This is a genomic window from Pseudomonas syringae group sp. 243L2 (assembly GCF_032587875.1).
Classification (GTDB): domain Bacteria; phylum Pseudomonadota; class Gammaproteobacteria; order Pseudomonadales; family Pseudomonadaceae; genus Aquipseudomonas; species Aquipseudomonas amygdali.
Genome location: NZ_JAWHPL010000021.1, coordinates 423,381 through 435,722, shown reverse-complemented (window position 1 = coordinate 435,722; position 12,342 = coordinate 423,381). Strand labels below are relative to the sequence as shown.

The window sequence follows — 12,342 nt, the reverse complement described above, 5'->3', positions numbered from 1 at the left end:
TCATAACGGGAGTTTCAGCCACTGACTGCAGCAAGTGTTGCCTCAACTCAGGCAGCGCTCGACCCATTGACGCACGCGTTCGGGCGTGGGGGCCGATTCGGAATACAGAATCCGATAGATCATCGGCGCAACGATGGCATCAATCAGGTCGTCGGCGGTCGGCGAGGCTTCGCCGCGAGCAGTCGCACGATCAATCATCACCTGCAATTGCTCACGGACCATTGCCGCGCACCTGCCGACACAGCCAGAGGTGCTGGCGACCACATCGCGCATCAGGGCGCGACCTGGAGTCGAAGACATTTCGTCGAGATACATTTCGCTCCAGGTCAGCAGGTCCTGGTGCAGACTGCCTTGATCTATTGGCGCATCAGGGCGCAGATGCTCAATGGCGGCGTCTGCCAGCAAGGTGGTCAAGTCACCCCAGCGGCGATAAATGGTCGACGGCGTAACGCCCGCCCGGAGCGCGATCATTGGCACGCTGAGCGCCGAACGATCATGCTCCAGCAACAAGTCGCGGACCGCGCGGTGAATGGATTCCTGCACGCGGGCGCTGCGGCCTCCGGTGCGTACTGCTTCTTTGATAGCCATACGGCGGACCTTAACACAAAGTATTTGCTTTAAGCGCTCCTGCGTCGCACACTCCGCAAAAGCTAATTTATGGCTTTAACAGGTTGCATTGGCGGAGAGCGTATTCATGTCCCTTCCTTCACAAGGTTCGACGCTATCAGACCTCAAGTCTGATGGCCGGGCGCGAAGCCATCTCGGGTTTCTGGCCTTCACCACACTGTGCTTCTTTGCCGCGTCCAGCACACCCACGCCGCTTTATCATCTGTATCAGGAGGCGTGGGGCTTCTCGTCCGGCGTGCTCACCCTGATTTTTGCAGTGTATGCATTCAGCCTGCTGGCCGCCTTGCTGATCGGTGGCTCGTTGTCTGATTACCTGGGGCGGCGTCCGGTGATTTTCGGTGCCTTGCTGCTGCAAATCGTTTCGATGTTGCTGTTCATTTTTGCCAGCGATGTTAGCTGGCTGATGGCCGCGCGTCTGTTGCAGGGGTTTGCTACAGGACTTGCTGCCAGTGCATTGGGGGCTGCCTTGCTGGACAGCGATTCAGTCAAAGGGCCGCTGATCAACAGCATCTCGCCCATGCTCGGCATGGCGGTGGGTGCACTGGGCACGGCACTGCTGGTGCAGTTCGCGCCGTTACCATTGGTGCTGGGTTACTGCTTCCTGTTGGCCGCCTTTGTGGCGCAAGCGATTTACCTTGGTCGAGTGGAAGAAACCGTCAGCCGCCAGCCAGGCGTCTGGCAATCCCTCAAGCCATCGCTGCACGTTCCGCAGCAGTCGCGGCGTATGTTATGGCTGGTACTGCCGGTGGATATAGCAGCTTGGGCACTGGGCGGTTTTTTTCTGTCGCTGAGCCCATCCTTGCTGGCCGCGGCGACTGGCTCGAACTCGCCACTCAACGGTGGCCTGGCGGTTGCGGCGCTGACGCTCAGTGGCGCGCTGGCGATTCTGAGCTTGCGTCAGCGCGAGCCGGTGCTGGGATTGTGGGTAGGCGCAAGCTTTTTGCCGCTCGGTGTGGCGGTCATTCTACTGGCGGTCAACCTGGGCATGTTGTGGCTGTTCTTCGTCGGTGCCGTGGTGGCGGGCATCGGTTTCGGATCAAGTTTTCTCGGTGCACTGCGCATGCTCATGCCAACCGCGCATGCCCATGAGCGGGGAGGGCTGATGTCAGCCTTTCTGGTACTCAGCTACCTGGCCTTCTGCATACCGGCACTGGTTGCCGGGTTCTTTGCCCACTCGGCAGGGCTGGTGATGACGAGCAATGTCTACGGAGCAGTGGTGATCACGCTGGCATTAATCGCATTGGCGAGTTTGATCGTGCGCCGTACAGCCAGCAAAAACAAAAATGCCCACGTTTAAGTGGGCATTTCGGCTTGCCGACAGGCGGGAGTCTTCAGCGCAGGTCGTTAACCATCTCGGCCAGCACGGTCAATACATCCCCGGCCAGTTGCGCGGAGCGTTTGCCTGACCAGCCTGTTACCGGGTCCGGCGCGTTATCGTGGTCCTTGAACGGCATCTCCAGCGTCAGCGCCAGGCATTTATAGCGTTCGCCCACGGCATTTGCCGCCAGGTTCATATTGGCCTGGCCGGGCGCGCTGCGCGGGTAGCCGTAGACCGTCTGGAAGCTGTCGCTAACCTCGCACAGACGGCTGCGAAAGCGCTCTTCAAGCTGGCGTTGATGCGCGGTGTACCCCGGGTTGCCCTCACACGCGGCGGTGAATACGTAAGGGATTTCCTCGTCACCGTGCACGTCGAGGAACATGTCCACGCCGTATTTTTCCATCTGCTGCTTGATGAAGAAGACTTCCGGGCTTTGTTCTTCAGTGCTGTCCTGCCACGCGCGGTTGAGATCCTTGCCGTTGGCATTGGTACGCAAGTGGCCATGAAAGGCGCCGTCCGGGTTGACGTTAGGCACCAGATACAGGTCCGCGTTGGCGAGTAATTGTTGCAGCACTGCGTCGTCTTTTTGCTGAAGGCGTTCGATCACGCCTTCCATGAACCATTCAGCCATGTGCTCGCCGGGATGCTGCTGGGCAATCATCCAGATCTTGCGCTTGCCTTCGGCACTGTCGCCTTTGCGCAGCAGCTGAATATCACGACCCTCGACACTTTTGCCGACAGCCAGCAAGTGTGCGCCGGCCTTTTCCTGTGCCTGTTCGATCAGCCGGTCATGGCGCTCACGGCTGTAGGGTTCGAAATACGCAAACCAGACCTGCGGTTGGTCAGGCGCAAGGCTGAAGTTCAGTGCCTTGCCGTCAAAACCGGACGGCACCCGAAACCAGCTCTGCTGGTCGTAGGACGCTACGGCGTTGTAGCCGGTCCAGGCATTGTTGAAGGTGGACTCGCTGGCATTGGTCAGGCTGAAACCATAGGTTTGGCCGACGTTCAGGCCGTCAGCCTTGAAATGAAACCACTGGAAATGCGCGCTTTGCGTGTCTGGCCGGATCGCCAGGCTTATATGCGCGGGGTCGCTTGCGTCGAGAACCTGAATATTGCCACTGTCGAAATCTGAACTGATCGTGAGGGTCAAGATAGGTGCCTGCTTACGTAGATGCCTTTTCAGGCCGCTACTGTACACCGATCAACCGGGCACCTTGCGACGTAAACTTCATCGCAGCGGTCATCCTGTGTCAGGAAATAGCCTCGGCTGTGACCATCAGGCTGCAGATGAATGCCGTCAGCAGGCACCACACCAGATAGGCACGTCGCTTGCGCCGATGCCAGCCGGACGTACCGAGCAACAGGGCGGGTGCCTGCAACTGGCGCCACATGCGCTCGCTGTTCTGGAACGCTGAAAGGTGTGCAGCATCGGCGTCCAGCCAGTGGCGAAATTCGATGCGTTCACTGGCCGTTGCAGCAGGGCTCTGCAAGTGCACATACCAGCGGCTGGCCTGGTCCTGAATGGCACGGCTGTCATCGGTGCTTTGAAGATGTGCCTTGCCCAGTGCGCGAAGCATCGCGCGCTCTACCCGGGCGATATCGACATCCATGAAACGGGCGATGTCGGCATACGCCAGACCGTCGAGCCGACTGAGCAGAAATATCTGCCGGGTACGGCGCGAAAGCTTGCCAAGCCGGTGGCCGAGTTCGATGACCTGCGGCGCGGGTTGCGGCTCAGGCAGGCGGGCGGGGAGGTGCAGCAAAGAAGGGAGCTGATTACTCATGATGTATCGCTCGCTGATCTTCCATGGGGATTGTTCCTTGCAATGACAGGCATCGTCCGTGACAAGAGTAGACTAGTGAATACGAGAATCATTCTCAAGTGAAAAGTTGCAGCATTTACTTTTTATATGCCTTATCCGGGCATTTTCGCTGCAAAAACATGACCCGTATCAGGGTTGCTTTGCTATGATCTGCGCCATTGCTACACACCTGCGCAGTACCCAGACTTCATTAGCCTGAAGCAGCGAAACCAAAAGAAAGAACCAAAAGAAAGAACCAAAAAAAAGACCCGGCAAAAAGCCGGGTCAAAAACCGTGATTAGCCTGATGAGGAGATAATCAGGAAGCCGACCTAAGACTTCCAGGTTATCCAGCGGATCTCGCGACCCGCTGATGCAATAATAATCATTATCATTTGCAAGTCAAATGTTTTTATTGCCCTCATCGATACAGATAATCCGCCAGCGCCTGCTCGGCGGATTTTTCTTTTTTGTTCCCACCCGACACCCTCTAGTCCAGCGGCAACTCCGTGGTGCGTTTCACCGTGCTCATGGCAATGTTCGAATGGGCCTCATGTACGTGCGGCAACTGCAGCAAATGATCGCGCAGGAAGCGCTCATAGCTGGCGATGTCCTGGGCAACCACCTTGAGCATGAAATCCATCCCCCCGGCCATGGTGTAGCACTCCAGCACCTCCGGGTGGCCGATGATTGCCTCTTCGAATTCGGCCAGATAGCGCCGGCCATGGCCCGACAGCTTGACCTCGACAAACACGGTCATGCTCAGGCCGAGCTTCTGAGTGCTGAGCAGGGCGACAGTGCGTTCTATCACTCCGTCTTCCTGAAGCCGGTGGATGCGCCGCCAGCAGGGCGATTGCGATAACTCGACCCGTTCGGCGATTTCTGCCGCAGACAGGTTGGCGTCATGTTGCAGAAGACGAAGAATCTTGCGATCGATGGGGCTCAATTTAGGCTGCATGAATTGACCTTGTTTTTTGTTCTGGTCGAAAAAAGCATGCTCAATATCAGCAGATTTGCACGCATTTAGAAAGAAAAAGCCTCTTTGCTGCTGGCAGTCTAGTTGCAAGGCTGCCGGGTTGGACCGTCCCTGCGCAAAAGCCTGACACCTATAAGAACAAGACAAGAACAAGAGAGGTATCCGCATGTCTCTGGCTGATATTCGTCTGGATGATAAATACCGGCTTGCCACCGGTAATCTGTACCTGACCGGCACACAGGCCCTGACTCGCCTGCCGATGCTGCAAAAACAACGTGATGAAGCGCAGGGCCTGAATACCGCCGGTTTTATTTCCGGCTATCGCGGCTCGCCGTTGGGCAATCTGGACAAAAGCCTTTGGGACGCCAAGGACTACCTGCAACAAAACGCCATCCATTTTCAGCCGGGCATCAACGAAGAACTGGCGGCTACGGCCGTCTGGGGCAGTCAGCAGGTCAACCTGTTCCCCCACGGCAAATACGATGGCGTGTTTGCCCTCTGGTACGGCAAAGGCCCGGGCGTGGACCGTTGCGGGGATGTCTTCAAGCACGGCAACTCGGCAGGCGTTGCAGCCAATGGCGGTGTGCTGATTCTTGCGGGCGATGACCACGGCTGCAAATCATCGACCATTGCCCATCAGAGCGAACATGCGTTTATCGCTTCGATGATCCCGGTACTCAACCCCAGCAATGTTCAGGAAATTCTCGACTACGGCATCATCGGCTGGGAATTGTCGCGTTACAGCGGTTGCTGGATCGCGATGAAGACCATTGCCGAGAACGTGGATTCTTCAGCCGTGGTCGAGGTTGACCCGTTGCGGGTCAAAACGCGCATTCCGGAAGATTTCGCACTGCCGGAAGGCGGTTTGCACATCCGCTGGCCGGATCCGCCGCTGGCCCAGGAAGCGCGGCTCAACACCTACAAGATCTACGCGGCCAGAGCCTTCACGCGTGCCAATCAGCTCAACAAGGTGGTTATCGATTCTGCGCAGCCCAGGCTGGGCATCATTACTACCGGCAAGTCCTATCTGGATGTGCGTCAGGCGCTTGAAGAGCTGGGTATCGATCAGGAACTGTGCGACAGGGTCGGGATTCGCGTGCTCAAGGTCGGCATGAGCTGGCCGCTGGAACCGGTCTCGGTGCACGACTTTGCCGAAGGGCTGGACGAAATTCTGGTGGTCGAGGAAAAACGCAGTGTCATCGAAGATCAACTGACCGGGCAGCTTTACAATTGGCCCGTGGACCGCCGCCCGGTGGTGGTCGGTGAGTTCGATGAACAGGGCCGCTCACTGCTGCCGAACCTCAGCGAGTTGACCCCGGCGATGATCGCCAGAGTCATCGCCAAGCGTCTTGCGCCGTTCTACAGCAGCCCGCAGATCGAGGCACGTCTACAGTTTCTCAGCGACAAGGAACAGGCACTTCAGGCTCCGCTGTTCAACACCCAACGCACTCCGCATTTCTGTTCCGGCTGCCCGCACAACACGTCGACACGTGTGCCGGAAGGCAGTCGCGCCCTGGCCGGGATCGGTTGCCATTACATGACCATCTGGATGGATCGGGAAACTGATACCTTCACCCAGATGGGCGGCGAGGGCGTGACCTGGATCGGTCAGGCACCGTTCACCGAAACACCTCACGTCTTCCAGAATCTGGGCGACGGCACGTACTTTCATTCCGGGCATCTGGCGCTGCGTGCAGCCGTGGCCTCCAAGGTCAATATCACCTACAAGATTCTCTACAACGATGCCGTTGCCATGACCGGTGGCCAGCCAATCGACGGAGTACTGCGCGTCGATCAACTGAGCCGCCAGGTGTTCAACGAGGGCGTGCAGCGTATTGCGCTGGTCTCCGACGAGCCGGACAAGTACCCGAGTCGACAGGATTTCGCGCCGATTACTACCTTTCATCATCGGCGTGATCTGGACAGCGTGCAGCGCGAGCTGCGTGAGTTCAAAGGCGTATCGGTGATCATCTACGATCAGACCTGCGCGACCGAAAAGCGCCGCCGTCGCAAACGCGGCACCATGCCGGATCTGGAAAAGCGTGCGTTGATCAATCCGGCTGTATGTGAAGGCTGCGGCGACTGTGGGGTTAAATCCGGTTGCCTGTCTGTGCTGCCCAAGGAAACGGCTCAGGGCCGCAAGCGCGAAATCGATCAGAGCGCCTGTAACAAGGATTTCAGCTGCGTCGAAGGTTTCTGCCCAAGCTTTGTCACCGTGCATGGCGGCAAGCTGCGCAAGCCAGCACTGCCCAAGCAAGTCGAGGCGTTCGCTCGCTTGCCCGAACCTGTACTGCCGTCGCTGGAGCGACCGTTCAATATTCTGTTGCCGGGGGTTGGCGGAACAGGCGTAACCACCGTCGGTGCGATGCTGGGTTATGCCGCGAATCTGGAAGGCAAGGGTTGCAGCGTGCTCGATCAGGCCGGGCTGGCACAGAAATTCGGCCCGGTGGTCAGCCACATCCGTATTGCAGCGCGTCAGCAGGATTTGTTCGCGGTGCGTATCGCGGCCGGGGAGGCGCATCTGTTGCTGGGGTGTGACCTGCTGGTAGCGGCAGGGCCGGATGCGATTGCCAAGCTCGACAGCAAGATTTCCCACGCGGTGGTCAACAGCCAGCAAACGCCGACTGCCGAGTTTACGCGCAACCCGGATGCCGTGTTTCCGGCCGAGGCCATGAAGCAGACCATCATCGAGGCGGTCGGCGCTGCGAAGACCCACTTCGTCGAAGCCACATCGCTGGCCACCCGGCTGATGGGCGACAGCATCGCCAGCAACCTGTTCATGCTCGGTTACGCGTTTCAGCTGGGCCTGATTCCGCTGACCTCGGCGGCCATCGAAAAGGCGATCGAACTCAACGGGGTGGCGGTCAATCTCAATCAGCAGGCGTTTCTCTGGGGCCGTCGTACCGCCCATGACCCTGCGGCGGTCGAAGCCTTCGTCAATCCGCAGCAGAAGGTCAGCGAGCCGCAGCAGCCAATGGACCTTGATCAGCGTATTCAGAGCAATGTCGAAACCTTGAAGGCGTATCAGAACGGCGCCTATGCCAAGCGCTATGTGGAGTTGCTGCAACGTGTGCGCGATACCGAATCACGCGTGTTTCCCGATCAGCAGCCGATGCTCTCTGAAGCGGTTGCGTTCAACTATTTCAAATTGCTGGCCTATAAGGATGAATACGAAGTGGCACGGCTGTACAGCAACGGCGAGTTTACCCGCCAGCTGGAAGCGCAGTTTGAAGGCGATTATCGGCTGGAATTCCACTTGGCCCCGTCATGGTTGGCAAAACGCGATCCGCACAACGGCCTGCCGCGCAAACGCAGTTTCGGCCCCTGGATGCTGCGCGCCTTCAATGTATTGGCGAAATTCAAATTCCTTCGTGGCACAGCGCTCGATCCGTTCGGCCACAGCCTTGAGCGCAAACAGGAGAGGGAGCTGATTGACGGTTACGTGCGTGACATCGAACTGATTCTTCAGCACCTGCAAGCACAGAATCGCCATACCGCCTTGAACCTGGCACGTCTGCCGGAGCGAATTCGTGGTTATGGCTATATCAAGGAGAGCGCCATGAAAGCGGCGGCATTGCAGGCCGATATTCTGCGCAAGAGCCTGGAAAGTGGCGAAGTGGTTGCACCGAAGTTGTACGAGGCGGCTGCCTGACGGAGAGATGCTTCGCATCGACTTGTCGCAGCGACCGGGGTGATCCGCTGTGTTCAGCGCCGGGAGTACCGCCTTCGCCAATATCAGTTCGGTCTGAACAGGTGTGCATGCCCGGCGCGGTACAGCGAGGACTCGCTGAACGTGTCGTCGGCAAGCACACGTCCGACCAGAATCAATGCAGTGCGACGAAAGCCTTTGGCCTGCACTTTGTCGTGAATGTCCGCCAGTGTGCCAACTGCCCAGTCCTGATCCGGCCAACTGGCGCGGTGCACCACGGCAATCGGGCAATCGGCTCCGTAATGTGGAACGAGCTCGTCGACAATCCGCTGCAGGTTGTTCACCCCCAGATGAATTGCCATGGTTGCCCGGTGGCTGGCCAGACTGGCCAGTTCCTCGCCGCTGGGCATTGAGGTCTTGTCGGCATAGCGGGTCAGAATCACGCTTTGCGAAACATCCGGCAGGGTCAGCTCGACGCCCAGCAGCGCAGCGCAGGCAGCGGTCGCGGTGACGCCGGGAATGATTTCGAATGGAATATTCAGTTCCCGCAGATGGCGGATCTGCTCGCCGATGGCACCATACAGGCTCGGGTCGCCGGAATGCACGCGAGCAACGTCCTGGCCCTGCGCATGCGCGGCCTTTATCAGTTCAATGATCTGCTCCAGATGCAGCTCGGCGCTGTTGGTCACCTGCACGGCCTGATGCCCCTCCAGCACGGCGAGCGGCACCAGTGAGCCTGCATAGATAATGACTGGGCATGTGCGAATCAGGCGTTGCCCCTTGACGGTGATCAGCTCGGGATCGCCAGGGCCGGCACCGATGAAATAGACAGTCAATGAATTCTCCGGAGTGGATGAGCGCGGGGAGATTATCCGCTGTGTGCAGGGCTGATTGCCAAGGCAAATGTGGCGTTGGCGCTTTTCTGCCGTTCGATCAGCAGGGTGGCGGTGCCGTCTCCCAGTTGCGCGGCCAGCGCCAGTGCCGAACCTTCGGCGACCCCGTGACAGCCCGTGGTCTGGAAGACCTGCGCAGAACGATGGGTGAGGTGCAGCTCCCACGCCACCAGTTGCGCTGCGTTGAAGAACACCAGCGGCACTGCCAGTTGCGCGGCCAGTTCAAGCAGGCCCGGTTCCTGGTCTTTTAGATCGATACATGCCAGCGCAGTGACGCTGGCGATCTCCAGGCCAATCACGCGAAGGCTGTTCTCGATCAGCTCGCGCAAAGTCGCTGCGGAGCAACCGCGCCGACAACCCAGCCCGGCCACCAGTGATGCGCCGGGCTGAAGGGTCGGTGAATCAGGCCTGGTGCAGGTCTGCATCGTTTCTGCGGAACAGCCAGGCACTGATCAGCCCCATCGCGATCCAGAACAGCGCGTTGGTTAGCAGCGAGGCAAGCATGAATTGCGATTCCAGAGCCTCCGGTGCCAGGCTCTGATGGACCAGTGGTTGTGGTGCGCCGATCACATGAGGAACGACCAGAATCGCCACGCCCAGCGCTTTGAGCAGCCAGTTCTGACCAAATACCAGCAAGGCCAGCCCGGCGGCAGTCGATGCGGCCGTACCTATCCACCAGGCCTGACGCTGACTCAGTTCGGCGGCAGCTGTGCCGGGCAATTCAGGTGGCAGGCCAAGCGTGGGTGCCAGCACAAAAACCGCGAAACCGGCCAGCCCCCACCATACGCCTTGCACCGTGCGGCCTGGCGCACGCAGGGTGTAAAGCCCGGCAAGCATCAGGGCGAAGCCTACTGCGACCACCAGGTTGCCGCCCGTGGTGGACAGCACGCGCTGCCAGCCGTTTTCAGGTTCCCAGGCAGCTTCTTCATGCGCATGACTGTGCTCGGCAGCCGCGCCGTCGGCATGCTCATGGACCTGTTCGGCAGATGCGTTTTCGTAAGTTTCGGCCTGCTGGATCAGTGGCACCACCCAGAAGCTTTGCAGCACGGTCAGCAGCAGGGCCGCAAGCAAGCCCGTGAACCCGGCAGTTTGTGCGATTCGCTTGAACATTGTGGAGTCCTTAATGGCAAGGAAAGGCAGCGCTGTGACGGGTATCGTGTGCGGCGTTGTGTACGGCCGCGATGTGCGAGAAACCGGCGAAGTACACCAGACATGCACCCAGCAGCGCAGCGCTGATGGCGGCTGTCAGGCGTTGAGTGCGTGTGGAGCTGGTAGTGGCGGCGTGGCTGCTGCTGATGGTCGACATGGCGATCCCTCTTGGTAATTGGCAAGCGGGCCACGCGCAAAGGAACCTGCCGGCAGACGCCGAAGGTTTCAACTGCGCCCGCCCACCGCGGGTTTGTCATTCAACGATGTCGGGCCGGTCTCCGGGCTCGCGAGGGGCTCAAACGTCGCGCGTTCAAGGCCTGCAAGGTCACCTTCCCATGCCGTGGCACAGTGGATAAGACCTTCTCTCGCTTACCGTTGCGGGGGCAGCACCGGACTTGCTCGACAGCGTGAGCGCACCGGTTTCCCGTTTCACCCCGTGAGGGGCACCCGAAACAAGGCGTACAGGAGAGCATGGGCGGCGGGGAATCGTCAATCTGAACGATTGACCTGTCTGCGGTCACTGCGTAGCCTTGCTGGTTCGAGGTTCTCCATGCGTAAAGCGTTACACATGGAGCTAAGACGGGAATGCGGTACACGCCGCAGCTGCCCCCGCAACTGTAAACGGTGAGGTTCATTGCACAGCCACTGCTACGGCGGGAAGGCGCGATGAATGCGTGTCGGCACGGTCTTGATTGCCTGCCACATGCCGCCGTGAGCCAGGAGACCTGCCTCGAACCGGGCTGACCAAAAAGCCTGCGAATTCTCACTACAACCGGGCGGGGTGATCCGGTGGCGATCCGATCCGTGTGCCAGGCACGCGGTTCTCGTCCTGTTTGCCCGCCGCATTGCCAAAGGGCACCTGATGAAAACACTGGCCAAGCTTCCCGTCACCATCGTCACCGGCTTCCTCGGCTCGGGCAAAACCACCCTGTTGCGGCACATGCTCGACAACGCCGAAGGGCGGCGCATCGCGGTCATCGTCAATGAATTCGGTGAACTGGGCATCGACGGAGAAATCCTTAAGCAGTGCACCATCGGTTGCACCGAAGAAGAGGCCAACGGCCGGGTATATGAGCTGGCCAACGGCTGCCTGTGCTGCACGGTGCAGGAAGAGTTCTTCCCGGTCATGCGCGAGCTGGTCGCTCGCCGTGGCGATCTGGACCACATCCTGATTGAAACCTCGGGGCTGGCATTGCCCAAGCCGCTGGTTCAGGCTTTTCAGTGGCCGGAAATTCGCAATGCCTGCACGGTCGATGCGGTGATCACTGTCGTCGACAGCCCTGCGGTACTGGCCGGTACGTTTGCTGCGTTCCCCGATCAGGTCGATGCGCAGCGCAAACTCGACCCGAATCTGGACCATGAATCGCCTCTGCACGAGCTGTTCGCTGATCAACTGGCCAGCGCCGATCTGGTCATCCTCAACAAGGCCGACATGATCGACGCCGAAGGTCTGGCAGCGGTGCGTGCCGAAGTTGCCGAAGAACTGCCGCCAGCCGTCAAGGTGATTGAAGCCAGCAGCGGTCGTCTGCCGATCAGCGTACTGCTGGGCGTTGGCGCCGAGTCCGAGCTGCACATCGATGGTCGCAAGACCCACCATGATCATCACGACGATGACGATCATGATGACCACGATCACGATGCTTTCGATTCGATTTCCCTGAAATTGCCTCAGGCCGATGAAAAGGTGCTGCTCGACGCACTGAATCAACTGGTCGTGCAGCACGGCATTCTGCGCGTGAAGGGCTTCGCGGCCATTCCCGGCAAGCCGATGCGCCTGCTGATCCAGGGTGTGGGTACGCGTTTCGACAAGCACTTCGACCGCGCCTGGCGCGCCGACGAAGAGCGTGCCACGCATCTGGTGCTGATTGGTCAGGAGCTGGATGCCGTGGTCCTGCAAGCGCAGCTCAACGCTGCAGTTGTCGGCTGACC

The 12,342-nt window shown here is 59.3% G+C and carries 11 protein-coding genes and 2 riboswitches; of the genes, 3 read left to right on the top strand and 8 right to left on the bottom strand.

Annotated elements, in window-relative coordinates; genetic code table 11:
• Nucleotides 1–42: 42 nt before the first annotated feature.
• On the bottom strand, nt 43–588 hold the full coding sequence (locus RYB66_RS14980) for a TetR/AcrR family transcriptional regulator (RefSeq protein WP_002553247.1): 546 nt from the start codon (nt 586–588) through the stop codon (nt 43–45).
• Between the two features lie 106 nt (nt 589–694).
• Between RYB66_RS14980 and RYB66_RS14975 the strand changes: the two genes are divergently transcribed.
• Nucleotides 695–1,924, top strand: a complete 1,230-nt coding sequence (locus tag RYB66_RS14975; RefSeq protein ID WP_005745183.1) for an MFS transporter — start codon at nt 695–697, stop codon at nt 1,922–1,924.
• A gap of 34 nt (nt 1,925–1,958) precedes the next feature.
• Here RYB66_RS14975 and RYB66_RS14970 read toward each other — a convergent pair whose 3' ends face one another.
• From RYB66_RS14970 to RYB66_RS14960, 3 genes are all read right to left on the bottom strand, one after another.
• Nucleotides 1,959–3,095 carry a M14-type cytosolic carboxypeptidase gene (locus tag RYB66_RS14970; protein WP_005745182.1) on the bottom strand — a complete coding sequence of 379 codons (1,137 nt, stop codon included), beginning with the start codon at nt 3,093–3,095 and terminating at the stop codon, nt 1,959–1,961.
• 100 nt (nt 3,096–3,195) lie between these two features.
• Nucleotides 3,196–3,729 (bottom strand): DUF4880 domain-containing protein, encoded by a 534-nt coding sequence (locus RYB66_RS14965; protein WP_316894750.1) that lies wholly within the window; start codon nt 3,727–3,729, stop codon nt 3,196–3,198.
• A 507-nt stretch (nt 3,730–4,236) separates the two neighbouring features.
• Nucleotides 4,237–4,704, bottom strand: a complete 468-nt coding sequence (locus tag RYB66_RS14960; protein WP_057404287.1) for an Lrp/AsnC family transcriptional regulator — start codon at nt 4,702–4,704, stop codon at nt 4,237–4,239.
• Nucleotides 4,705–4,888: 184 nt separating this feature from the next.
• Here RYB66_RS14960 and RYB66_RS14955 point away from each other — a divergent pair, with 184 nt between their 5' ends.
• The gene (locus RYB66_RS14955; RefSeq protein WP_046832893.1) at nt 4,889–8,374 is read left to right on the top strand and encodes an indolepyruvate ferredoxin oxidoreductase family protein; all 3,486 of its coding nucleotides are present in this window, start codon (nt 4,889–4,891) and stop codon (nt 8,372–8,374) included.
• Between the two features lie 83 nt (nt 8,375–8,457).
• On the opposite strand, the gene cobM is transcribed toward RYB66_RS14955, so the two are convergent.
• The 4 genes from cobM to RYB66_RS14935 are packed head-to-tail and all read right to left on the bottom strand — an operon-like array spanning nt 8,458 to nt 10,570.
• Nucleotides 8,458–9,207, bottom strand: coding sequence for a precorrin-4 C(11)-methyltransferase (gene cobM / locus RYB66_RS14950; protein ID WP_316894747.1), 750 nt, complete (start codon nt 9,205–9,207; stop codon nt 8,458–8,460).
• Between the two features lie 32 nt (nt 9,208–9,239).
• Complete coding sequence (locus RYB66_RS14945; RefSeq protein WP_005780279.1) at nt 9,240–9,689, bottom strand: cobalamin biosynthesis protein; 450 nt, start codon at nt 9,687–9,689, stop codon at nt 9,240–9,242.
• On the bottom strand, nt 9,667–10,374 hold the full coding sequence (locus RYB66_RS14940; protein ID WP_005780281.1) for a CbtA family protein: 708 nt from the start codon (nt 10,372–10,374) through the stop codon (nt 9,667–9,669). Before RYB66_RS14940 ends, RYB66_RS14945 begins: the two co-directional genes overlap by 23 nt.
• A gap of 10 nt (nt 10,375–10,384) precedes the next feature.
• Nucleotides 10,385–10,570 carry a CbtB domain-containing protein gene (locus RYB66_RS14935; protein WP_002553258.1) on the bottom strand — a complete coding sequence of 62 codons (186 nt, stop codon included), beginning with the start codon at nt 10,568–10,570 and terminating at the stop codon, nt 10,385–10,387.
• 94 nt (nt 10,571–10,664) lie between these two features.
• A riboswitch (cobalamin riboswitch) is annotated at nt 10,665–10,879 on the bottom strand.
• A gap of 58 nt (nt 10,880–10,937) precedes the next feature.
• Nucleotides 10,938–11,161: riboswitch (cobalamin riboswitch) on the top strand.
• A 114-nt stretch (nt 11,162–11,275) separates the two neighbouring features.
• Between RYB66_RS14935 and cobW the strand changes: the two genes are divergently transcribed.
• Entirely contained in the window at nt 11,276–12,340 is a 1,065-nt protein-coding gene (gene cobW, locus RYB66_RS14930; RefSeq protein ID WP_005780284.1) for a cobalamin biosynthesis protein CobW, read from the top strand.
• Nucleotides 12,341–12,342: the final 2 nt, after the last annotated feature.